Raw genomic sequence first — 20,629 nt, 5'->3', positions numbered from 1 at the left:
TGCCGTCAGGTTCTTCGCGCGACCACGGATCGTGCGTGGCGGAGGACGGGTTCGTCGATCATGCGCCCCCGGAATTGGAAGACGCCGCGCTCGTGACCGGCCGCCTCGAGCACGTCAGTCGCCCAGGCGACCGTCTCTGCGTCGGGGCGGTATGCGGCTCGGATCACCGCGACCTGATCGGGATGGATGCACGCCGTGGCGTGGAATCCGGAGGCGGCGGCATCCGCGGCCTCCCCCCGAAGTCCGTCGACGTCCGCGATGTCGATGTGCACCGCGTCGATCGCCGCCTTCCCGTGCGCACCGGCCTCGAGCAGAACGCGTGACCTGGCGTAACGCGCGATGTCGCGGTAGCCGCCGTCGGTGGTTCGCGACGAGGTTCCGCCGAGGGACGCGACGAGGTCCTCGGCGCCCCACATCATCGCCGAGACCAGCGGATGGGCAGCGATGCTGTCGGCTGCGTGGACCCCTCGGGCGGTCTCGCACAGCGCGATCAGTGTGTAGCCTTCGTCGAAGACCGAGAGAGAGCGCGCGCTCTCGGTCTTCGCGACCATCACCGTGCGGAAGGCCGTGCGCGCGAGCGCATCGAGATCAGCAGCGAACGCGTCGCTGGACGGAGCGTTGACGCGCACGATGACACGCTCGGGGTCGAGATCCGCACGAACGATGTTCTCCCGGGCGGTGGCTTTCGCGTCAGGGAGGACGGCATCTTCGAGATCGAGGATGATCGCGTCCGCGCGCTCGAGCGCCTTGCCGAAACGCTCCGGCCGGTCAGCCGGACAGAACAGGAGCGCGGGTCCGAGGCTGAACGTCATGCGGGCGATCCTTCCGGGAGACAGTGCACGAGAACCGACCGCACAGCGGTTGCGACGACCGTATCGTCCTGATTGCGGCCCGTGTGTGCGATCGTCACGATCCCCTGTCCGGGCCGCGACGACGACAGGCGCTTGTCCGCCACGACGCTTTCGGTGTACAAAGTGTCCCCAGCGAACAGCGGGTGCGGGAAGGTGATCTCGCCGAACCCGAGCTGCGCGACCAGGGTCCCCTGAGTCAATTGCGCGACCGACGCCCCCACCATCGTGGACAGCGTCCACATCGAATTCATGAGCCGCGCGTGAAAGGGCGCCTGCGCATCTGCGAACGCCGCATCGAGGTGCAGCGCCTGCGTGTTCATGGTGAGCGTCGTGAACAGCACATTGTCCGCCTCGGTTGCTGTGCGTCCTGGCCGATGCAGATACCGGGCGTCGACGACGAACTCCTCGTAGTACAACCCCCGCTGAAGGATGTCATGCGTGGTCATGGGGCCCACGCTACCCGGCGAGTCCGAGCCCACGCGCGATGACGAGGAGCTGCACCTCGGTCGTGCCTTCGCCGATCTCGAGGATCTTCGAATCACGGAAGTGCCGCGCAACGGGGAACTCGTTCATGAAACCGTTGCCCCCGAAGATCTGGGTCGCATCCCGCGCATTGTCCATGGCCGCTTCCCCGCCGACGAGCTTCGCGATGGCTGCGGCCTCCGCAAAGGAACGGCCCGCGTCCCGCAAGCGCGCGGCATGGTGCCACGCGAGTCGGGCGGTGTGCACGCGCGCTCGCATGCGCGCCAGCGTGAACTGGGCGTTCTGCCTCGTGCTGAGTGCCGCCCCGAAGATCGTCCGGCTCTTCGCGTACTCAACTGCCGCCTCCAGGCATCCTTCCGCAGCGCCGGTCGACAGCGCAGCGATCGCGATGCGACCTTCGTCGAGGATGCTGAGGAAGTTGCGGAACCCGGTCCCGCGCGCGCCCAGCAGATTCGATGCGGGCACCCGCGCGCCGTCGAAGGTGAGCGGGTGGGTGTCCGACGCGTTCCACCCCACCTTGTCGTAGGGAGCCTCGACCGTGAAGCCGGGAGTGCCGTTCGGGACGATGATGGTCGAAATCTCCTTGCGACCGTCGTCGTTCCCGGTCACGGCGGTGACCGTGACGAAACGGGTGATGGGCGTTCCCGAGTTCGTGATGAACTGCTTCGAGCCGTCGATCACCCACTCGTCGCCGTCGAGCCGCGCGGTCGTCCTGGTCGCGCCCGCGTCGCTGCCCGCCTCGGGCTCGGTCAGTCCGAATCCCGCCAGCGCCCGCCCCGCGAGCAGGTCGGGAAGGAGCTCCTGCCGCTGGTCTTCGGTGCCGAAGCGGTAGATCGGCATCGCGCCGAGACTCACCCCTGCTTCGAGCGTGATCGCGATCGACTGGTCGACCCGGCCGAGTGCCTCGATCGCGATGCCGAGCGCCATGTAGTCCCCGCCCTGACCGCCGTACTCCTCTGGGAACGGCAGACCGAACAGCCCGAGGTCGCCCATCTGCGACACGACATCCATAGACAGCGTGTGGGTGCGGTCGGCCTCGTACGCCTGCGGTACCACGACGGTGTCCGCGAACTCGCGCACCATCGCCGCGAGGTCGCGCTGCTCCTCTGACAGGTCTTCCATCGTCAATCCTCCTCCGTGGTCACGCGGGCGACCGGTTGGTCACGCCGCACCTGATCGCCCACCGCGACCAGCAGTCTCACGACCCCGTCGTGCGGGGCGAGCACCGGGTGCTCCATCTTCATCGCCTCGATCGAGACGAGCGGCTCCCCCGCAGACACGGAATCCCCGTCCGCCACGTGCACGGCGACCACGCTGCCCGGCATCGGCGCCCGCCCCTCCGGTTCCGTGGTCGCAGATCCCGCGTCACGCGCAGAGAGGCGGAGCCGCATCCGCTGCTTCCTGTCCAGGGGCGCAGCCGCACGGTACGACCGTCCTCGGCGACCCATACCGCCCCGTCGCCGTCACGAGCGGAGTGCACCGACGAGAGCGACCGCGTGGTCGAGAAGTCGTCGAGCTCGACGATCTCGTCGTCGTCGGTGAGCGCCGCGAAGGGCGCGCGGGCCGCGGCGTCGGCGCCGAGGCGCCACCCGGGAAGGTCCCGCCACAGCCCACCGGCGCGTGCCGGCTCTGCGCTCGCCGACGCGGCGTCTCGCGCCGCGGCGAGCTGTGCGGACGACGGCCGCTGAACCGCCAGGGAAGCAACGACTCGATCAGGCCTGTATCGAGGTCGCCGCGGATGACCCGGGAATCCTGACAGAGCGTCCGCAGGAAGGCGATGTTCGTCTCGACGCCCAGTACGACCGTTCGCGCGAGCGCCTCATCGAGCCGTGCCAACGCCGTCGCGCGGTCGTCCGCGAAGGCGATGATCTTCGCGATCATCGGGTCGTAGAACCCGGTCACCTCGCTGCCGCTCTCGATCGCCGCATCGACGCGGACTCCGGGCGGCGGATCGAACAGGAGCACCCTCCCCGTGGACGGGAGGAATCCGCGCTCCGGAGATTCGGCGTATACCCGCGCCTCGACCGCGTGGCCGCGAAGGCGGGGTGCGACATCCAGGGGAAGCCCATCGGCGACGCGGAGCTGCAGCGCGACCAGATCCAGCCCCGTGACCTCTTCGGTGACGGGGTGCTCCACCTGAAGACGTGTGTTCATCTCGATGAAGAACACCTCCTCGGGAGCATCCGCGTCGATCAGGAACTCGACCGTGCCGGCACCGACATAGCGGACGCTCTCCGCGGCGAGCACGGCCGACGACAGCAGCCGTTCCCGCGTCTGCGCGGGAATTCCCGCCGACGGCGCCTCCTCGATGACCTTCTGGTGACGCCGCTGCAGCGTGCATTCGCGCTCCCCGAGGGCGATCACCGTGCCCTCCACGTCTCCGAAGACCTGGACTTCGATGTGTCGCGGTCGTCTGATCAGGCGTTCGAGGATGAGCGAGTCGTCTCCGAAGGCAGCAGCGGCGATGCGACGGGCCGACGCGAGGGCTCCGGCGAGACCGGACGCATCCGCGACCACCTCCATACCTTTACCGCCTCCGCCGGCGCTCGGCTTGACCAGGAGCGGATAGCCGACGCCGTCCGCCTCCTCCGCGATCTCGGTGTCGGACAGTCCCTTGGCGTCGAACCCCGGTACGACCGGGACGCCGTACCGGAGCACGTGATCTCTCGCACGCGCCTTGTCGCCCATCACCTGAAGGGCCTCCACGGACGGTCCGATGAACACGATCCCGCTCTCGGCGCACGCCTGCGCGAGTCCGACGCTCTCTGAGAGGAAGCCGTACCCGGGATGGATGGCGTCCGCCCCTGTGGAGCGTGCCGCAGCGATCACCGCATCGATGTCGAGGTAGGACTCGGCGGCCGGCGCCGGACCGATCCGCACCGCGGTGTCGGCTTCGCGGACATGGGGCGCGCGCGTCCGCGTCGCTGTACACCGCGACGCTGCGGATACCGAGCGCCCGCAAGGTCCTGATGACCCGGCGCGCGATCTCCCCACGATTGGCAACGAGGACGGTGCGAAACGAGATGGTGCTCGAAGACATGGCCATCACATCCGGAAGAGGCCGAACCGCGGTTCGGGAAGAGGGCTGCGGGAGACGACGTCGAGGGCGAGTCCCAGAAGATCACGGGTCTGGGCGGGATCGACGATCCCGTCGTCCCAGAGCCGGGCGGTCGCGTAGTAGGGCTCGCCCTGGCTCTCGTACTGCTCGCGGATCGGAGCTTCGAACTCAGCGCGAGCTTCGGCGCTCCAGGACTGCCCTCTGGAGGAGAGCTGATCCTCCTTGACGGTTGCGAGCACGGAAGCGGCCTGTGCACCTCCCATCACCGATATGCGACTCGCCGGCCAGGTCCACAAGAAGCGCGGCGAATATGCGCGCCCGCACATGGAGTAGTTGCCTGCGCCGAACGAGCCGCCGATGATGACGGTCAGTTTCGGCACCCTGGTGCTGGCGACGGCGGTGACCATCTTCGCTCCGTCCTTCGCGATTCCCCCGGCCTCCGCCTCCGAGCCGACCATGAATCCCGTGATGTTCTGCAGGAACAGCAGAGGGATGCCCCGCTGATCGCACAGCTCGATGAAGTGCGCGCCCTTGAGCGCGGACTCGCTGAACAGGACTCCGTTGTTCGCGACGATGCCGAGGGGATGCCCGTGCAGACGTGCGAAGCCGGTGACCAGGGTCGTGCCGTACTCGGGCTTGAACTCGAGGAACGAGTCAGCGTCGACAAGGCGTGAGATGACCTCGTGCACGTCGTACGCGGCGTTCACGTCGACCGGCACCGCGTCGTACAGGGACGAGAGGTCGGACGGTGCACGGCTGCTCAGCACTTCCCAGGCGGGAGACGCGGGAGGAGGCAGGGTGGCGACGATGTCGCGGAGGATCTCGAGCGCGTGCTCATCGTCCTCCGCCAGGTGGTCGACGACCCCGCTCCGCCGCGCGTGCCGTTCTCCCCCGCCGAGCTCTTCCGCGGTCACGATCTCACCGATCGCGGCTTTCACGAGCGGCGGTCCGCCGAGGAAGATCGTCCCCTGACCGCGGACGATCACAGTCTCGTCGCTCATCGCGGGAACGTAGGCCCCGCCGGCGGTGCACGACCCGAGCACGGCTGCGAGCTGCGGGATGCCCTCGGCCGACATCCGCGCCTGATTGAAGAAGATGCGTCCGAAGTGCTCCCGGTCCGGGAACACCTCGTCCTGCTTGGGCAGGAACGCACCGCCCGAGTCGACGAGGTACAGACACGGCAGCCGGTTCTCCAGAGCGATCTCCTGCGCGCGCAGGTGCTTCTTCACCGTGAGCGGGTAATACGTGCCGCCCTTCACCGTCGCGTCGTTGCAGACGACCATGACGTGTCGTCCGTGGACCAGGCCGATGCCGGCGATGACTCCCGCCCCGGGAGCCTCTCCCCCGTAGAGTCCGTCGGCGGCGAGAGGCGCCACCTCGAGGAACGGGCTCCCCTCGTCGAGAACCCTGGCGACCCTGTCTCGTGGGAGCAGCTTCCCCCGCGCGACATGGCGTTCGCGAGAAGGCTCCGGCCCCCCGAGTGCAGCCGTCGCGAGGCGCTCTCGCAGTTCCTTCGCGAGAGTCTCCTGAGTTGCGGCCATCGTGACGTCCTCCTTGACTCACGTTCGCGCGGGCGAAGCCCTGGCGCGGTACAGGCATTCTCGGTTAGTGTTCACTAACCCGTTGATTCAGGTTAGCGAGGATTAACTGAGATGACAAGCCCGGTCACCGCCCGAGACCGCGCCAAAGCCGAACGGTCCGATGCGATCCTGCACGCCGCCGCGCGGCTCTTCGCCGCGCGTGGATACAGCGGGGTGAGCCTGGAAGACATCGGCACCGCGGTGGGCGTCTCCGGACCCGCCGTATACCGTCACTTCGCGGGAAAGCAGGCGCTGCTCGGCGCCGTGCTCATCAAAGTCAGTGAAGACCTGGTCAGCGGAGGTCGTCGCGTCGCGGCGGCCGCCGACGCCCCCGAGGAGCGGATGCGCGCGCTGATCGGCTTCCACGTCGAGTTCGCCCTGGGGAACGCCGAGGTCATCCAGGTGCAGGACCGCGACGTCGCCTTCCTCTCCGACACGGATCGCGCGGAGGTTCGCCGACTGCAGCGCACCTACATCGACCTCTGGATGGACACGCTGGCGCCCCTGCATCCGATGCCCGAGAGCCTGGATCAGGAAGAGCTGCGTCTGCGCGTCCAGGCCTGCTTCGGGTTGATCAACTCGACGCCGCACAGCACTCGCTCTGCATCGAGACGGCGCGCCGCCACCGCGGCCGTGTTGACCGCGATGGCGGATGCGGCGTTGCGGGCGACTATCTGAGGAGCATCGCGCGACCGGGTTCCTCCAGGACATCAGCGACGTCCTTCAGGAACCGTGCGCCTTCCGCCCCGTCGACCAGCCGGTGATCGAACGAGAGGCTCAGGGTCATCAGCTGCCGCAGGGCGATCTCGCCGCGGTGCTCCCAGGGCTGCCGGCGCACGGCCCCGACGGCGAGGATGCCGGACTGCCCCGGCGGGAGGATGGGAGTACCGGCGTCGACCCCGAACACGCCGATGTTGGAGATCGAGAACGTCCCGCCCGCGAGCTCCGCCGGCGAGGTCCTGCCGGAACGCGCGACCTCCGCCAGCGACCTCACGGCGTCCGCCAGACCGACGAGGCTCAACCGGTCCGCGTCTCGGATCATCGGCACGATGAGCCCGCGCTCGGTGGCCGCCGCGATGCCGAGGTCCACGTAGTTGTGCTGGACGATCTCACTCGCCGCCTCATCCCAGCGCGAGTTGAGACCCGGGGTCCGGCCGAGGGCGAGACACACGGCCTTCGCCACCACTGCGAGCGGACCGATCCGGTGCTCCGCGAGTGCACGGTCCTCGCGCAGGTTCGCCAGCAGGTCCATCGTCGCCGTCACATCGACGGTGTGGAAGACCGTGACGTGCGGAGCGGTGAAAGCGCTCTGCACCATCGCCGCCGCCGTGTGCTTGCGGACACCTCGGATCGGGATGCGTGTCTCCCGTTCTCCTTCGACGAGCGCGGCAGGGCTCGACGGCACCGAGCTCGACCCGGCAGTCCTCCCCGGAGTGGCCGATTCGAGCGTCGGACGCGCCACGACACCTCCGCTTCCGACGCGTTCCGCATACGCGTCCACATCACCGCGCGTGATGAGCCGGTCGCCCACCTCGGCAGCGACGAGCACCAGGTCGATGCCGAGCCGCTTCGCGTGCGCACGCACCGGCGGGTGGACCGGGGGCGCTCCATCACGACGTCGGCGGCGGCAGACGACACGGCGTCGTGCGGTGCCGCTTCGAGAACCGCGGTATCCCCTCCGGCCTGGTGCCCCCGGATTCGACGCGCGCGCCGAGCGGGCTTCCCCGCGGTCGAAGGCGCGGCACCGTATCCCACGAGGTTCGGCTGTGCCTTCTCTCCACCGACCGACACGGGCGAAGGACCTTCCCCCTCCTCGCCGACCACCTCGAACGCGATCAGCGGAGCGCCGACGGCGACGGTCTGGCCGGCTTCAGCGTGCAGCGTCGAGACCGTCCCTTCATAGGGCGAAGGCAGTTCAACGATGGCCTTGGCCGTCTCGACTTCCGCGAGGGTCTGGTTGAGGGCGACGGAATCGCCGGGGGAAACCAACCAGCTCACGACCTCGGCCTCGGTCAGCCCCTCCCCGAGGTCGGGAAGACGGAACTCCGCGATCATGCTCCCGCTCCCGTCAGGCTGTTCGGCCGGTCCAGCACGCGATCGACCGCGTCGAGCAGTCGGTCCAGGTCAGGAAGGTGATACTTCTCGAGCTTTGCCGGCGGGTACGGGATGTCGTGACCCGTGACCCGCAGTGGAGCGGACTCGAGATACTCGAAGCAGCGCTCGGTGATGCTCGCGATCACCTCCGCAGCGACGCCCGCCTCACGGGATGCCTCGTGAGCGACCACGACACGCCCGGTCTTGCGCACCGACGCGGCGACCGAGTCGTAGTCGACGGGCGAGAGCGATCGGAGATCGATCACCTCCAGGGACACCCCTCGTCCTCCGCGGCCTCGGCAGCCTGCAGCGCGGTGGCTACCATCGCGCCGTAGGTGATGAGTGTGGCGTCGGTGCCGTTGCGGACCACCCGCGCCAGCCCCATCGGTGGCGCATCCGCAAGAGGGGCGTCCAGGTCGACATCGCCCTTGTGGTGGTAGAGCCTCTTCGGCTCGAAGAAGATCACCGGATCGTCTGATGCGATCGCCTGCCGCAGGCTGCGATACGCATCCTCCGGGTTCGAGACCGCGATCACACGCAGACCTGCGGTGTGCACGAAGTAGGCCTCGGGCGATTCCGAGTGGTGCTCGGCGGCCCCGATGCCGCCCGCCCACGGGATCCGGATGGTGATCGGCATCTTCACGCGTCCCTGCGTACGGTAGTGCAGCTTCGCGACCTGGGCGACGATCTGATCGAAAGCCGGATACACGAACCCGTCGAACTGGATCTCGACCACGGGACGGTAGCCGCGGAACGCGAGGCCCACCGCGGTGCCGACGATCCCGGACTCGGCGAGGGGCGTGTCGATCACGCGCGCTGCACCGAACTCGTCGAGGAGCCCGTCGGTGATGCGGAACACCCCGCCGAGCTTGCCGATGTCCTCGCCGAGCAGGACGACCCTGTCATCGTCGCGCATCGCCTGGCGAAGCCCCGCACCGAGTGCCTTCCCGAGCGTCATCTCGGTCATGATCAGGCCTCGCTCTCGAAGCTCGCGAGGTACGCGGCGTACTCGCCACGCTGGCGCTCGAGACCGGTGTGGGACTCCGCGTAGACCCCGTCGAACACAGCGAGCGGCGGGCGCGTGACCATCCCGAGACATGCGGCGCGCATCTCCTTCGCCACGGCGTCCGCGGCGGACTGCGTCTCTGCGAGATGCTCTTCCGTGAGTTCGCCGGTTGCGCGCAGGTGCGCTTCCAGGCGCACGATCGGGTCGCGTCGACGCCAGGAGTCGAGCTCGGCCTCGTCACGGTAGCGCGTCGGGTCATCCGCCGTCGTGTGGGGCCCCATGCGATAGGTGACGGCCTCGATGTACGCGGGTCCCTTCCCCGATCGCGCGTGCTCCAGTGCCCAGCGCATCGCGGCCATGCAGGCGAGGACGTCGTTGCCGTCGACCCTGACACTGGGGATGCCGAAGCCCGGTGCGCGTCCGGCGATCGGGTACTGCGACTGCACGGTCACCGGCTCGGAGATCGCCCAGTGGTTGTTCTGACACACGAAGACCACGGGAGCCTGGTACGAGGCGGCGAAGATCATCGCTTCGTTGACGTCGCCCTGACTCGTCGCTCCGTCACCGAAGTAGGTCACCGCGACCTCGTCGGCACCATCGTGCTGGATGCCGAGCGCGTAGCCCACCGCATGGAGCGTCTGCGCCCCGATGATGATCTGCAACGGCGCGACGCCCAGCGCGGCCGGGTCGTAGGCCGCACCCTCCTCACCGCGCCACATGCGGACGTAGTCGCCCGGCTCGGCACCGCGCGCGTAGATCACTCCGGTCTCGCGGTAGCTGGGGAAGACGTAATCGCGCTGCGCGATCGCGCGGGCGGTGCCGATCTGCGTGGCCTCCTGGCCCTGGCAGGGCGCCCAGAGGCCGAGCTGTCCCTGGCGCTGGAGCGCGACGCCCTCGGCGTCGATGCGACGGAGGATCACCATGTCGCGCAGCAGGGAGCGCAGCTGGGCGGCATCCACGTCGGCCACGAAAGGGTCGAGCCGAGGGTTGGAGATGCGGCTGCCATCCGGAGCGAGCATGCGCTCGGACAGCTCCAGGTCCTGGGCGGTGTCTGCGATGGGGGTGATCTGCGGTGACATCGTCGTCCTCCTCCTCGGCGGCCCTCGTGAGGCTCCGCGCGGTGGTGCCGGCGTCATCACCGGCATGCTCTGAGAGTACGTCCGCTCAACACCTCGCTCAAGCATTCTCAGAGGCCTTGAGCATGTTGCTCAATTTGTGGCGATGGCATGCTGCTAAGGTTTGGCACTATGCCAGGACTGGACCGCATCGATCTCGAGCTTCTCGCCGCGCTGGCGGACGATCCGAGGACCACCATCGTCGCGCTCGCCGAGAACCTGGGACTGTCGCGGAACACGATCCAGGCGCGGATGGCCCGACTCGAGCAGAGCGGGATCTTCCTCTCCTACGAGCGGTCGTTCTCCCCCGACGTCCTCGGCTTCCCCCTTCAGGCGTTCGTGAGCATCGGTGTCCGTCAGACCGAGTTGCCCCGCATCATCAATGAACTCGCCCGCATCCCCGAGGTCGTGCAGGCGCACGGGCTCAGCGGTTCCATCGATCTGCTCGCTCGAGTGGCCTGTCGCGATGCACGCCACCTCTTCGACACGGACGCCCGCATCCTCTCGATCGAGGGAGTCGAGCGTACGGAGACCTCCCTCGCGATGGGCGAGGTCATCCCGTTCCGGGTCGCCGGCCTCATCGGCCTCGCGCGACGGGAATCCTGAGGAACTGCCGGATCGCGCCCGCCGCTTCGGCAGGCGTCTCGTAGTGGATGAGATGCCCGACGTGGGCGATCTCGACCAAGCGCGAGTCAGGGAACAACGCCGCCAGGGTGCGTTCCGCCTCGATGGGAGTGATGTCGTCGCGCTCAGCGGCCACGAGCAGCGTCGGCACGTGGATGTCCGGCGCGAACTTCCGTACGTCGTTGGACACGCTCGCGACGAAGGCATCGCGAAGCACGTCCCGATCGGAGAACCGGGAGAAGTACGTGTCGTGCTGGTCGTGGATGAAACGACGAAGCTCGGGATCCTTCGTCTTGGCCATCGTCACGCTCATCACCCGGACGATGAGGCGGTTGCGGAGCAGAGCCGTTCCGAGCCTCTCCGGAAGGCGGGCGCCGAGCGCGTAATAGAGCACGGCGAGGCGCGTCATGAGCCCCTTGGGGCCTTCGAGAGCGGGAGCTCCGATCGGATTCAACAGGATGAGTCGAGGCGTCTGCAGGCCTCCCGCGACGGCAGCAGCGGTGACGATCGACCCGAAGGAGTGTCCGAGGATGACGGCGCCCGGCGCCACAGCCGTCGCGAAGTCGGTGAGCCAACCGGCGTACTCGTCGAGGTCGTGCCGCCGACCAGGCAGCGGATCCGACTCTCCGAAACCGGGAAGGTCGGCGGCGATCACACGGACTTCGGGAAGGTAGGCCAGGACGGGTTCGAGCCCGTGGTGCTCACCGCGGAAGCCGTGCGACGCGATCACCGTCGTCTCTGCATCCTCTGGTCCGTACACCCAGTACGCCGTCGTCGCGCCTCGCAGCTCGATCTCTCGGCGCTGCACAGGGAGTCGACGAAGACGGTCCTCGTAGGGGGAAGGCACGGTCATGCTGCCAGTCTACGAGCCGCCGTGCGCCGTGTCGGAATGTCCGAGGGCGACCGTAGCGTGGGTTCCAGCCGCCATCCGTGGAGTGCTGCCACGCGCACCCGCGATTCGGACGTGGTGAGGTAGCCTCGCGAAGAGATGGTGTCGATGCGAGAACACAAGGAGCAGCGCATGCAGTTCACGTCCACCGACGTCGACCAGGTGGAGTCCACATGGCAGCAGTTCGTTCCGTCGGCATCGCTGCAGAACGCAGACCCTCGCCGCTTCCGATTCGACTGGAGGTCCGAGGAACTCGACAACGTGGCACTGGTGAACTATCGCCTCGCCGCCCAGGTGCAATGCCTCGCCGAACCGCATGACCAGCTGCTCGTGTGCCGCGTCGACGCGGCGGACGCACACGTCTGGTCCTCGCGCCAGAACTTGGATCCGCGTGTCCCGTGGATCTCCGACGGGACGCGGGTCGAGGCCAAATGGGAGCGCACCGCTGACGTGCGCGCGTTCGTCATCGATCGTCGCGCCGCCGAGATCAGGGCCCGTCAGCTGACGGGCGACGACAAGGCGGAACTGCGGGTGAACGGGCTTGCGCCGCACTCGGCGGACGATGCGCGCCGCTGGGAGGCCGCCTTCTCGTATCTCGTCGATGCCGCAGGAACGGTCTCCGCGAACCCGCTCGTGGTCGCGGAACTCGAGCGGCACGCCATGATGATGATGCTCACGGGGTTTCCCACCACGTTCACCCACGCGCTCCAGCGGCCGGCGCAGCGCTCGGGCGCACCAGCGTCCGTGCGCCGTGCCCTGTCCTACATCGACGAGAACGCGCATCGCGCCATCACGATCGACGACGTCGCCGCGGCATCATTCATCTCGACGCGCGGCCTGCAGTATGCGTTCCGTCGCGCCCTCGACATCACGCCGGCCGACGCCCTGCGTCGTGCGCGGCTGGACGGAGCGCACCGAGACCTCCGCGCCGGCAACGGCCGCAGCGTCGCCGAGGTGGCACGACGATGGGGCTTCAGCAACTCGTCACGCTTCACTTCCGCGTACCGAGAGGCCTTCGGCGCGCCACCCACGCTGCGCGCATCGTGACAGCGCGCGAAGACCTCTGTTCGCGTCCGACGGCGAGTCGTTGCTCGACGGCAGGCTCCTGAGACTTCTTTGGCTAGAGTTCGAGTATCCCGGACCGCCTTCTCGGTCCTTCGAGCACTTCATCGAGGAGCACCATGGTCGACGCCTTCTTCGCCGCAGAATCGCGCGCTCGCTGATGGGGAGCCTCTACTACGGCGACGCTCAGACGCCCATCCAGATCGAGGACCGCGCACTCGCACACCTCAAGGTCGTGATCGCGACCAAGCTTCGTCGCAACGAGAGCTTCACCCTCTCGTGGCGGCACCCCGACGGCGAGACTCCCGGACGCTCCACCTTGTGGCTGCACCCCTCGATTCCTCTGCGATTCGTGTTCCAGGAGCCGGAGTCCCCCGAACTGAGCAGAAGGTGGATCGAAGAACTCGCCCACTCGGCGAGCTCCACCGGAGGCATCACTCTGGTCGAGGAGCACCTCGAAGCGGGCGCAGCGGACTGACGGCCTGCAGGCGTCGCGCGTGCAGGCCGTCAGCTGAATTCACACGGTCTCGTCACCACTGGAGCTGACCGAGCGACGTGTGGTCGGCTCCCCGGTCGCGGGGTCGACATACGTCCGTGAGACCGTCTCGGTCCGACGACGACGTGCAAGGAGCACGATCCCGATGAGGAAGATCACGACTCCCGCCCCCATCAGGATGTAACCGACCATGTCGAGGTTCACCCAGGGCACGTCCACGTTGACCGCGAAGACCAGGATCGCTCCGATCACGAAGAGTGCGATTCCACTGCCGATGCTCATGATTCCTCCCGTTCCGCGACACGGTGCCGCCTCATCGGAGGATGGCGCGACTCCGATCCGCCCGCGAGGGGCTTGACAGGCGGCGCCGGGCAGGGGGAATGCGCCCGTGAGCTCAGGCAGCGTGCGGGACCGGCCGCCGCGGCATCGGCTGAGACGAGACCTGACGCCCTGGAACTCGTGTGCGGCATGCACGTCAGCAATCGCTTCGGCTCCGACCACCGGGCCCTCGAGAGAGTGACCCCACGGGCTCACGAAGTTCCGGTACCGTTCTCACCAGGACGAACCCAGAAACGGGGTGGTGGCGATGTTGCTTTCCGGCGGACCACTGGAGCGACGGTCCATCAGCGATGAGGTCTACGCTCGACTACAGAACGCGATCGTCAGCGGAGAGCTCGTCCCGGGGCAGCTCCTGAGGGATTACGAACTCGCTGAGCGCTTGGGAACGTCGAAGACTCCGATACGTCACGCGCTGGATCGGCTTGCCGACATCGGGTTGGTGCAGATGCAACGCAACCGGTACACGCGGGTTGCTCCGATCGAGGTGGACCGTGTCCGGAATGCGGTCGATCTCTTCGGCGACATCTGGATCGGCTCCGTGCGTCATGTGATGCCACTCGTCGAAGATGACGACATCGCCTACCTGATCGACCTGTCTGACGACCTCGCCGTCTCCGCCGGGGCCGCGAACGTCGAGACGTTCGGGAGCGCACTGCGCACGATCGCGACGGGGTTCGCTCGGATCGAAGGCAACAGTGCACGCGTCACGGTCATCGATCTGCTCAGCCCCCAGATCCGACGTTTCGGTCAGCACGCGCGAAGCGCCATCGATTGGACTTCGGTCGAGAGCTTCGCCTCCGAACTGCGTCGCTCTCTTAACGACAGGGATGCTGTCGCCGTCCGCGCCTGCCTCGTCACGCTGTTCGACGATCTGCTCCCGGCCGCGATCGCCCGGGCCTCCCTCTCTCCCTCTACGGAGTGAGTTGTGCCGTTCGAGCGGAAATGCGCGGGCTGCGAAGTAGGGCGGGCGGGACTTGAACCCGCGATCGTTGGGTTATGAGCCCACTGCCTTAACCAGCTTGGCCACCGCCCCGTACGCGCTCAAGCCTAGCGCCAGGGGTGGTCAGAGCCGTGTCGCAGCGTCGTGAGTCCCGACGTGTCCGAGATAGGCATCGGCGTTCCCGATCAGTCCCGCACGTTCGTCGTCGCTGAGGGCGCGGCGGACCTTCGCCGGCACACCGGCGACCAGCGAGCCGGCGGGGATCTCGGAGCCGCCGAGCACCACCGCGCCTGCGGCGATCAGGCAGCCGGCACCGATCACGGCTCCGCTGAGGACAACCGCTCCCATGCCGATGAGAGAGCCTTCGCCGATCGTGCACCCGTGCACCACCGCATTGTGTCCGATCGACACGTTCGCGCCGACCATGACGGGGTGCCCGGAATCCACATGCACCGAGACGTTGTCCTGGACGTTCGCGCCGGGACCGATGACGATCCCCGCGGAGTCTCCCCTGAGCACCGCGTTGTACCAGACGCTGCTGTCGGCCCCCAACAACACGTCGCCGACGATGCGTGCACCGTCGGCGACGAACGCCGTGTCGTCGATGGACGGCACGCGGTTCGGCAAGGCGAGGACCGAGGCTCCGGAGGCGATGCTCATGAGGCGAGACTACCCTCACTTCCGCGGAATCACGCGGAAGTGAGCCGAGCCTCAGCTTGCTTGCGGAATGTCTCAGGCTGAGTAGCGTTGTCTTCATCAGATACGAGAATTCGTTCCGGAGGAGCACAAGATGAGCAAGGCACAGACCGTTTCCACCACCGCCATCGACCCGACCGTGGCTGCAGGGGCGGCCCAGTTCCTCTCCCCTGTCGTCCTCGGCCTGCAGGCGTTGACCATCAACGGCAAGCAGGCGCACTGGCACGTGCGCGGCGCCAATTTCGTCGGGGTCCACGAGCTTCTCGACACGATCGTCGCCCACGCCGGGGATTTCGCCGACACCGCGGCAGAGCGGATCGTCGCGCTCGGCCTGCCGATCGACGCGCGTGTGAGTGCCGTCGCCGAGAAGTCCGGCGCGACCACCGTGCCCGCGGGCTTCACGCAGTCCGACGAGCTGATCCGCGCCGTCATCGCCGACATCGACGCGATCCTGACCGATGTCAAGGCGGCCGTCGAAGGCCTGGACGAGGTGGACCTGACCAGCCAGGACGTCGCGATCGAGATCCAGCGTGGCCTCGAGAAGGACCGCTGGTTCCTGGTGTCGCACATCGCCGCCTGAACAGCTTCATAAGAAGGGCCGGTTCTCCGTCGAGGAGAACCGGCCCTTCGCCTGTCGGCGACCGCTAGCTCGAGTGGGTGACTCGCCCTCCCAGCAGAGTCGCTCTCACCGGCATGGTCCGGAGCTCCGCGCCGTTCGCGGTGCGGGGGTCCACACCGCACAGCGCCAGGTCTGCCGGTGCACCGGGGCGGAGGGCTGTCCGTACGCTCGCCGCGAGCGCCTCGTCGACGGTGATGCGCTCCTCCGGATGCCACGGAGCGCGATCGTCGTCCGTCCGCGACACGGCTGCCGAGATCGCGTGCCACGGATCGAGCTCGGACACCGGGGCGTCCGATCCCGAAGCGAAGCTCCGCACCGGCATCCCGCAACGAGGCGAGCGGGTAGCCGATCGCCGTCTGCTCACGCCAATGACGGTCCACGAGGTCGCGGTCGTCGACGGCGTGCTGCGGCTGGACGCTGGCGACGATGCCCAGACGTGCGAACCGCGCGAGATCGGTGTGCCGAACGAGCTGCACGTGCTCGATCGAACCGACCGCACCGGTGCTCGTGAAAGCGTCGAGTGCCGATGTCACTGCCCGATCGCCGATCGCGTGCACAGCGACGGACAGACCCGCCCCGGTCGCGCGGGTCAACAACGCCACGAGTTCGTCGGAGGGCACGGTCAACATGCCGAAGTTCTCCGGATCACCGGGATAGGCATGAGAGCACGCCGCGGTCCGCGTGCCGAGTGAACCGTCTGTGATGACCTTCAAGGGTCCGACGTGCACGAGCCCGTGTCCGGCCTCCGGCGTGTCGGGTGACTCCCGCACCTCGCCGGTGCGCAGCTCCGCGGCGATGGCCCGATCGAGGTCGAACGGGTACACGGCGAATTCGACCCGATGGGATGCGAAGCCGCCCTCGATTCGCCGCGGCCACGCCTCAGCGCTCCACGCCATGTCGAAATCGACGAGGCCGGTGACGCCCCGTGCAGCACCTGCTCGCCGGCGCGAGCCATCGCCCGGTCGCCATGAGCAGCGTCGACAGCGTTCAGGCGACGCGAGATCTCGAACGCCTCGGTTTCGCGCAGGATCCCGTCGTCACCGCGGAAACCCTCACGCGCGAGCGCTGCGCTGTTGAGCCAGACGCTGTGCACGTCGGCATTGATGAGATAGGTCGGGACCAATCCCGTGGCCGCATCCAGCAGGGCGAGCGAGGGTCGGTCCGCCCACATGGCGTCTCGGAATCCGGTGCCAACGCGACGTCCGTCCGGGAGCGGATCGACCCCGCATCATCGCGCGCGGCCTCCGCCGCGGATTCGACATGCCCGAGGGTGCGCGCTCCGATGTCAGCGCCCACTGCACCGTGTGGACATGGTTGTCCCAGAGCCCCGGGACAACCCACGCCCGTCGGCTTCGAGCACCTCGCCGTGGGCAGCGAGAGCTCCGGTCGGCGCGATGTCGGCGATGCGACCGTCGACGATGTGCACGTCGACCGGCTCGTCATCGATCAGGAACTCACGCCCCGGCCCGGCGATCCTGACAGCGCGGACGGTGCCGATGAGCGCTCCGCGGTCGATCACTGCTGCACGCCCCGCCGCGCGTCCTGTGCACGGCGCATCTCCGCCGCCAGATCCGCATTCGCGTACGGACCCGGCGCGGAGAGCGCGGCGATCACGGTCTCGATCGTCTCCGCGGATTTGTTCTGGCTGAGCTTCCGCTTGGCGACGACTCGTGTCGGGGTCAGCCGGAAGCCCACGGTCCCGGCGGCGAGTCGCTGGACGAACGCGGTGTCATTCGGCCGCTCCCACATCATCCGTGGATCCGGCATCCGCGATTCGAATCGGGCCACCAGCTGGTCGAGCACGGCGAGGTTCTCCTCCTCGGTCAAGATCTCGGGCACTCCGCTCAGGTGCACGGCGGTGTAGTTCCACGTCGGCACCGCAGGCACGTCGCCGTACCAACCAGGCGACACGTAACCGTGTGGCCCCTGGAAGACGACGAGCAGCTCGCGTTCTCCCAGGCCATGGATGAGGTCATCCGGGCGCCCGACATGGCCGACGACCGTCAGGTCGTCGCGCGACTCGTCCAGGAGCACCACGTAGTGCGACGCGACCAGACCGTCATCGCCCGCGCTCGTGATGGTCGCCCAGGGATTCCCCTCGACCACTCGGCGCATCTCGGTCACATCGGCCAGCGTGAAGCTGGGGTTCTGTCGCATACGAACAGCCTAGAGCCGAGATGCGGACTGGCCCCGCGTCTCAGCCCCGGCGGCGTGGGACTACCGGTACCGCCTGCGTCTTCCACTCCTCCCACCCTGGCGTGCCCGCCATGAACGACTCGATCTGATCGCGATCCGCCCGCAGCTTCGGGTCGTTGTCCAGGTACTTCTTCGTCTCCCTGGCGACGAGTCCGGAGAGGACCAGCAGGCCGATCAGGTTGGGAAGAGCCATCAGCCCGTTCATCGCGTCCGAGAATGCCCAGACCACGCCGAGCTGCACGGTGCAGCCGATGAAGACCACGAGGGAGAACAGGATCCGGAAAGGCATCACGGCGCGTCGTCCGATGAGGCGCTCGATGTTCCGCTCACCGTAATACGACCATCCCAGGATGGTCGACCCCGCGAACATCACCAGCCCCACCGTCACGATGATGTGCCCCCAGTCGCCCGGAAGCCCGTGGGAGAACGCAGCGCCGGTCATCAGGGCCGGGCTGAGCTGCTCCCCCGTCTCCGGATCGATCTCCTTCCAGGTGCCGGTCGAGATGATGACGAGACCCGTGCAGGTGACCACGATGATGGTGTCGATGAACGTCTGCGTCATCGACACCAGTCCCTGCCGGACCGGATGGCTCGTCTTCGCTGCGGCAGCAGCGATCGCAGCGGACCCCATTCCCGACTCGTTGGAGAAGATGCCTCGGGCGACGCCGAACTGCACGGCGACGATGATGGCCGAGCCGGCGAATCCGCCGACCGCGCTCGTCCCGGTGAACGCCTCCGAGAAGATCTGCGCGAAGGCAGCGGGAAGTGCACCGACGTTCGCGATCAGGATGTAGAGCGCCCCGAGCACGTAGAAGATGATCATGATCGGCACGAGACCGGCTGTGACGCGGCCGATGGACTTGATCCCACCGACCAGCACCACCATCGCGAAGGCGGTGAGGACGATGCCCGTCACCCAGGTCGGCACATCGAAGCTCGCCTCGAGATTCTGGGCGATCGAATTCCCCTGCGTCATGTTCCCGATGCCGAAACAGGCGATCACCGCGAACACGGCGAAGGAGAGCGCCAAGACCTTGCCGAACGGTCCGCGGATCCCACGCTCGAGGTAGTACTGGGGGCCGCCGGACTTCTCGCCCGCGTCATCTGTCTTGCGGAACCGCACCCCGAGGAAGGCCTCCGAGTACTTCGACGCCATTCCCAGGAGTCCGGTGATCCACATCCAGAAGAGTGCGCCGGGACCGCCGATGCCGATCGCCGTCGCGACACCGACGATGTTCCCGGTGCCCACGGTGGCAGCAAGCGCCGTGGTGAGCGCTTGGAACTGGGAGATGTCGCCATCTGCGCCCGGATCCTTGCGTGTGAGGAGTCCGAGACGCAGCGCCGAGCCGAGACGCACGAACTGCAGTCCCCCGAGTCGGATCGTGAGGTAGAGCCCCGTGCCGAGAAGCAGCGGGATGAGGAAGAACGGGCCCCAGATGAACCCGCTGACGTTCTCGAGGATGGTCTGGAGGGCAGTGAGATCCATATCGGCTCCTGTCTGTGGGGGCGCAAACGCTGTCACCATATTCACAGGGACCGGAATATGACGCGCCGATCGTCGCGCGTGTCCGATGAACCGGCGTCAGGCCTGGCAGCGCGGGCACCAGTACAGCTTGCGTGCCCCGATCTCCTCGAGAGCGATCTCGGTGCCGCATACACGACACGGCAGACCGGCGCGGTGATACACCCAGTGCCGGTCGTCACGGTTCGCCATCGCCGCCCGATAGTCCTCGCCGGTCAACCCGTCCATGGTCATCATCTGCCCGGTCTCGACACCCACGGCGAGCAGCCGCACCCAGTCGTGCCAAAGCGCGCGCACGACATCCTCCGGGACGTCCCGGCCAGGGGTGTGCGGGTTCAGGCGCTGCCGATACAGCATCTCGGCGCGGTACACGTTGCCGATGCCGCTCACGACGGATTGATCCATCAGCAGCAGCGCGATCACCGTCGACTTCTTGCGCACAGCTCGGACGAATCTCTCCTCGTTCTCGACCGGGTCGCCCACCAGCGGGTCCGGTCCGAGCTTCGCGATCGTGGCCAGCATCTCGTCCGGCGTCTGGAGGACGCACGCGGTCGGACCCCGGAGGTCGGCGGCGGTGATGTCGGTCATCAGGCGAAGACGGACCTGTCCGACGACCGGCGGCGGCCATTCCGCACCTTCGTCAGCCAAGCCCTTCGTCTGCTCGGACATCCGCACGTGCACGCGGGTGCGCCGGGGGGCGCCGATCGACGCGAGTGAGTTCTCTCCTGCGTCATCGAGGATCGGCTCGTCGAGCACGGTGCCGCGTTGATTCGTCTGCCCCATGCGGCCGTTGGCCGAGGCGATCGTCGGGTCGACGAGGATCTCTCCCGCGAAGTCCCACGCGCCGTAGAGCCCGAGGTGCACTCGCAGCCAGAGGTCGCCCTCCGTCTCGAGGAACATCTGCTTTCCGACGGCCTGCACACTCACAGCGGCCCGTCCGTCGAGAAGAGCCGCCCCTTCAGCGAAGCGGCCTTGCGGACTCGACGCACTCAGGGTCTTGCCGACGAAGTTGCGATCGAACTGCCGCGCGATCCGGTGTACGGAGTGACCCTCGGGCAT

21 protein-coding genes, 1 tRNA gene and 5 pseudogenes are annotated in these 20,629 nt (G+C 67.7%); 7 read left to right on the top strand and 20 right to left on the bottom strand.

From position 1 onward, the window contains the following. Positions 1-5: 5 nt before the first annotated feature. The 7 genes and pseudogenes from G4G29_RS09810 to G4G29_RS09790 all read right to left on the bottom strand — a co-directional run bounded on the left by G4G29_RS09810 (position 6) and on the right by G4G29_RS09790 (position 5,933). Complete coding sequence (locus G4G29_RS09810; RefSeq protein WP_183152671.1) at positions 6-812, bottom strand: CoA ester lyase; 807 nt, start codon at positions 810-812, stop codon at positions 6-8. Continuing rightward, positions 809-1,297 carry a MaoC family dehydratase gene (locus G4G29_RS09805; RefSeq protein ID WP_183152670.1) on the bottom strand — a complete coding sequence of 163 codons (489 nt, stop codon included), beginning with the start codon at positions 1,295-1,297 and terminating at the stop codon, positions 809-811. Before G4G29_RS09805 ends, G4G29_RS09810 begins: the two co-directional genes overlap by 4 nt. A gap of 10 nt (positions 1,298-1,307) precedes the next feature. Then, positions 1,308-2,456: an acyl-CoA dehydrogenase family protein gene (locus G4G29_RS09800; protein ID WP_183152669.1), complete on the bottom strand. Its 1,149-nt coding sequence runs from the start codon at positions 2,454-2,456 to the stop codon at positions 1,308-1,310. 2 nt (positions 2,457-2,458) lie between these two features. Then, on the bottom strand, positions 2,459-2,659 hold the full coding sequence (locus G4G29_RS21860) for an acetyl-CoA carboxylase biotin carboxyl carrier protein subunit (protein WP_244632565.1): 201 nt from the start codon (positions 2,657-2,659) through the stop codon (positions 2,459-2,461). Between the two features lie 40 nt (positions 2,660-2,699). Then, complete coding sequence (locus G4G29_RS09795) at positions 2,700-4,022, bottom strand: hypothetical protein (RefSeq protein ID WP_244632579.1); 1,323 nt, start codon at positions 4,020-4,022, stop codon at positions 2,700-2,702. Positions 4,023-4,088: 66 nt separating this feature from the next. Continuing rightward, positions 4,089-4,374: pseudogene (locus G4G29_RS21855) on the bottom strand (biotin carboxylase N-terminal domain-containing protein); the annotation flags it as partial. Positions 4,375-4,379: 5 nt separating this feature from the next. Beyond that, on the bottom strand, positions 4,380-5,933 hold the full coding sequence (locus G4G29_RS09790) for a carboxyl transferase domain-containing protein (RefSeq protein WP_183152668.1): 1,554 nt from the start codon (positions 5,931-5,933) through the stop codon (positions 4,380-4,382). A 111-nt stretch (positions 5,934-6,044) separates the two neighbouring features. Between G4G29_RS09790 and G4G29_RS09785 the strand changes: the two genes are divergently transcribed. Beyond that, positions 6,045-6,650 (top strand): TetR/AcrR family transcriptional regulator, encoded by a 606-nt coding sequence (locus G4G29_RS09785; RefSeq protein ID WP_183152667.1) that lies wholly within the window; start codon positions 6,045-6,047, stop codon positions 6,648-6,650. On the opposite strand, the pseudogene G4G29_RS09780 reads toward G4G29_RS09785, so the two are convergent. From G4G29_RS09780 to pdhA, 3 genes and pseudogenes are all read right to left on the bottom strand, one after another. Further along, positions 6,643-8,027: pseudogene (locus G4G29_RS09780) on the bottom strand (dihydrolipoamide acetyltransferase family protein). The gene G4G29_RS09785 and the pseudogene G4G29_RS09780 sit on opposite strands and share 8 nt — an antisense overlap. Further along, positions 8,024-9,033 (bottom strand): annotated as a pseudogene (locus tag G4G29_RS09775) (alpha-ketoacid dehydrogenase subunit beta). The pseudogenes G4G29_RS09780 and G4G29_RS09775 overlap by 4 nt, the downstream one beginning before the upstream one ends. A gap of 2 nt (positions 9,034-9,035) precedes the next feature. After that, positions 9,036-10,151, bottom strand: a complete 1,116-nt coding sequence (gene pdhA, locus G4G29_RS09770) for a pyruvate dehydrogenase (acetyl-transferring) E1 component subunit alpha (protein WP_183152666.1) — start codon at positions 10,149-10,151, stop codon at positions 9,036-9,038. Positions 10,152-10,319: 168 nt separating this feature from the next. Between pdhA and G4G29_RS09765 the strand changes: the two genes are divergently transcribed. Beyond that, entirely contained in the window at positions 10,320-10,793 is a 474-nt protein-coding gene (locus G4G29_RS09765; protein WP_028501915.1) for an Lrp/AsnC family transcriptional regulator, read from the top strand. Here the strand turns inward: G4G29_RS09765 and G4G29_RS09760 are convergent. Continuing rightward, positions 10,765-11,664, bottom strand: coding sequence for an alpha/beta hydrolase (locus G4G29_RS09760; protein WP_183152665.1), 900 nt, complete (start codon positions 11,662-11,664; stop codon positions 10,765-10,767). The genes G4G29_RS09765 and G4G29_RS09760 overlap by 29 nt on opposite strands. A 168-nt stretch (positions 11,665-11,832) precedes the next feature. On the opposite strand from G4G29_RS09760, the gene G4G29_RS09755 reads away from it, so the two are divergent. Then, on the top strand, positions 11,833-12,747 hold the full coding sequence (locus G4G29_RS09755) for an AraC family transcriptional regulator (RefSeq protein WP_183152664.1): 915 nt from the start codon (positions 11,833-11,835) through the stop codon (positions 12,745-12,747). Between the two features lie 175 nt (positions 12,748-12,922). After that, entirely contained in the window at positions 12,923-13,240 is a 318-nt protein-coding gene (locus G4G29_RS09750; RefSeq protein WP_183152663.1) for a hypothetical protein, read from the top strand. Positions 13,241-13,279: 39 nt separating this feature from the next. On the opposite strand, the gene G4G29_RS09745 is transcribed toward G4G29_RS09750, so the two are convergent. Beyond that, positions 13,280-13,540 (bottom strand): DUF6458 family protein, encoded by a 261-nt coding sequence (locus tag G4G29_RS09745; protein WP_183152662.1) that lies wholly within the window; start codon positions 13,538-13,540, stop codon positions 13,280-13,282. A 304-nt stretch (positions 13,541-13,844) separates the two neighbouring features. Between G4G29_RS09745 and G4G29_RS21850 the strand changes: the two are divergent. Together G4G29_RS21850 and G4G29_RS21845 are read left to right on the top strand one after the other, a co-directional pair. Beyond that, positions 13,845-14,057: pseudogene (locus tag G4G29_RS21850) on the top strand (GntR family transcriptional regulator); the annotation flags it as partial. A 24-nt stretch (positions 14,058-14,081) separates the two neighbouring features. Continuing rightward, complete coding sequence (locus G4G29_RS21845; RefSeq protein ID WP_244632675.1) at positions 14,082-14,519, top strand: hypothetical protein; 438 nt, start codon at positions 14,082-14,084, stop codon at positions 14,517-14,519. A 37-nt stretch (positions 14,520-14,556) separates the two neighbouring features. Here the strand turns inward: G4G29_RS21845 and G4G29_RS09735 are convergent. Further along, positions 14,557-14,630 (bottom strand) — tRNA-Ile (locus G4G29_RS09735). 30 nt (positions 14,631-14,660) lie between these two features. Next, positions 14,661-15,197 (bottom strand): gamma carbonic anhydrase family protein, encoded by a 537-nt coding sequence (locus G4G29_RS09730; protein WP_183152660.1) that lies wholly within the window; start codon positions 15,195-15,197, stop codon positions 14,661-14,663. Between the two features lie 130 nt (positions 15,198-15,327). Between G4G29_RS09730 and G4G29_RS09725 the strand changes: the two genes are divergently transcribed. Beyond that, on the top strand, positions 15,328-15,813 hold the full coding sequence (locus tag G4G29_RS09725) for a DNA starvation/stationary phase protection protein (protein ID WP_183152659.1): 486 nt from the start codon (positions 15,328-15,330) through the stop codon (positions 15,811-15,813). A gap of 64 nt (positions 15,814-15,877) precedes the next feature. Here G4G29_RS09725 and G4G29_RS23980 read toward each other — a convergent pair whose 3' ends face one another. The 6 genes and pseudogenes from G4G29_RS23980 to G4G29_RS09705 form a co-directional block, all read right to left on the bottom strand. Further along, positions 15,878-16,135 carry a hypothetical protein gene (locus G4G29_RS23980; RefSeq protein WP_345941176.1) on the bottom strand — a complete coding sequence of 86 codons (258 nt, stop codon included), beginning with the start codon at positions 16,133-16,135 and terminating at the stop codon, positions 15,878-15,880. A gap of 82 nt (positions 16,136-16,217) precedes the next feature. Further along, positions 16,218-16,748: pseudogene (locus tag G4G29_RS23975) on the bottom strand (amidohydrolase family protein); the annotation flags it as partial. Between the two features lie 389 nt (positions 16,749-17,137). Further along, positions 17,138-17,371 (bottom strand): hypothetical protein, encoded by a 234-nt coding sequence (locus G4G29_RS23970; RefSeq protein ID WP_345941175.1) that lies wholly within the window; start codon positions 17,369-17,371, stop codon positions 17,138-17,140. Continuing rightward, complete coding sequence (locus G4G29_RS09715) at positions 17,368-18,009, bottom strand: FMN-binding negative transcriptional regulator (protein WP_183152658.1); 642 nt, start codon at positions 18,007-18,009, stop codon at positions 17,368-17,370. The genes G4G29_RS23970 and G4G29_RS09715 overlap by 4 nt, the downstream gene beginning before the upstream one ends. A 40-nt stretch (positions 18,010-18,049) precedes the next feature. Next, positions 18,050-19,534 carry a sodium:alanine symporter family protein gene (locus tag G4G29_RS09710; protein WP_183152657.1) on the bottom strand — a complete coding sequence of 495 codons (1,485 nt, stop codon included), beginning with the start codon at positions 19,532-19,534 and terminating at the stop codon, positions 18,050-18,052. Positions 19,535-19,630: 96 nt separating this feature from the next. Then, on the bottom strand, positions 19,631-20,629 hold the full coding sequence (locus tag G4G29_RS09705; RefSeq protein WP_183152656.1) for an Fpg/Nei family DNA glycosylase: 999 nt from the start codon (positions 20,627-20,629) through the stop codon (positions 19,631-19,633).

This window comes from Microbacterium sp. Se63.02b, from assembly GCF_014171575.1.
In the GTDB taxonomy this organism is placed as follows: Bacteria; Actinomycetota; Actinomycetes; order Actinomycetales; family Microbacteriaceae; genus Microbacterium.
The sequence above is the reverse complement of the archived record's forward strand: the minus strand, read 5'-3'. Positions and strand labels throughout refer to the sequence as shown.

What these genes read in the sequence shown, in the direction of transcription:
- G4G29_RS09810 (WP_183152671.1), bottom strand. Translation starts at nt 812, where the DNA reads ATGACGTTCAGCCTCGGACCCGCGCTCCTGTTCTGTCCGGCTGACCGG.
- G4G29_RS09805 (WP_183152670.1), bottom strand. Translation starts at nt 1,297, where the DNA reads ATGACCACGCATGACATCCTTCAGCGGGGGTTGTACTACGAGGAGTTC.
- G4G29_RS09800 (WP_183152669.1), bottom strand. Translation starts at nt 2,456, where the DNA reads ATGGAAGACCTGTCAGAGGAGCAGCGCGACCTCGCGGCGATGGTGCGC.
- G4G29_RS21860 (WP_244632565.1), bottom strand. Translation starts at nt 2,659, where the DNA reads ATGCCGGGCAGCGTGGTCGCCGTGCACGTGGCGGACGGGGATTCCGTG.
- G4G29_RS09795 (WP_244632579.1), bottom strand. Translation starts at nt 4,022, where the DNA reads ATGGGCGACAAGGCGCGTGCGAGAGATCACGTGCTCCGGTACGGCGTC.
- G4G29_RS09790 (WP_183152668.1), bottom strand. Translation starts at nt 5,933, where the DNA reads ATGGCCGCAACTCAGGAGACTCTCGCGAAGGAACTGCGAGAGCGCCTC.
- G4G29_RS09785 (WP_183152667.1), top strand. Translation starts at nt 6,045, where the DNA reads ATGACAAGCCCGGTCACCGCCCGAGACCGCGCCAAAGCCGAACGGTCC.
- pdhA (WP_183152666.1), bottom strand. Translation starts at nt 10,151, where the DNA reads ATGTCACCGCAGATCACCCCCATCGCAGACACCGCCCAGGACCTGGAG.
- G4G29_RS09765 (WP_028501915.1), top strand. Translation starts at nt 10,320, where the DNA reads ATGCCAGGACTGGACCGCATCGATCTCGAGCTTCTCGCCGCGCTGGCG.
- G4G29_RS09760 (WP_183152665.1), bottom strand. Translation starts at nt 11,664, where the DNA reads ATGACCGTGCCTTCCCCCTACGAGGACCGTCTTCGTCGACTCCCTGTG.
- G4G29_RS09755 (WP_183152664.1), top strand. Translation starts at nt 11,833, where the DNA reads ATGCAGTTCACGTCCACCGACGTCGACCAGGTGGAGTCCACATGGCAG.
- G4G29_RS09750 (WP_183152663.1), top strand. Translation starts at nt 12,923, where the DNA reads ATGGGGAGCCTCTACTACGGCGACGCTCAGACGCCCATCCAGATCGAG.
- G4G29_RS09745 (WP_183152662.1), bottom strand. Translation starts at nt 13,540, where the DNA reads ATGAGCATCGGCAGTGGAATCGCACTCTTCGTGATCGGAGCGATCCTG.
- G4G29_RS09730 (WP_183152660.1), bottom strand. Translation starts at nt 15,197, where the DNA reads ATGAGCATCGCCTCCGGAGCCTCGGTCCTCGCCTTGCCGAACCGCGTG.
- G4G29_RS09725 (WP_183152659.1), top strand. Translation starts at nt 15,328, where the DNA reads ATGAGCAAGGCACAGACCGTTTCCACCACCGCCATCGACCCGACCGTG.
- G4G29_RS09715 (WP_183152658.1), bottom strand. Translation starts at nt 18,009, where the DNA reads ATGCGACAGAACCCCAGCTTCACGCTGGCCGATGTGACCGAGATGCGC.
- G4G29_RS09710 (WP_183152657.1), bottom strand. Translation starts at nt 19,534, where the DNA reads ATGGATCTCACTGCCCTCCAGACCATCCTCGAGAACGTCAGCGGGTTC.
- G4G29_RS09705 (WP_183152656.1), bottom strand. Translation starts at nt 20,629, where the DNA reads ATGCCCGAGGGTCACTCCGTACACCGGATCGCGCGGCAGTTCGATCGC.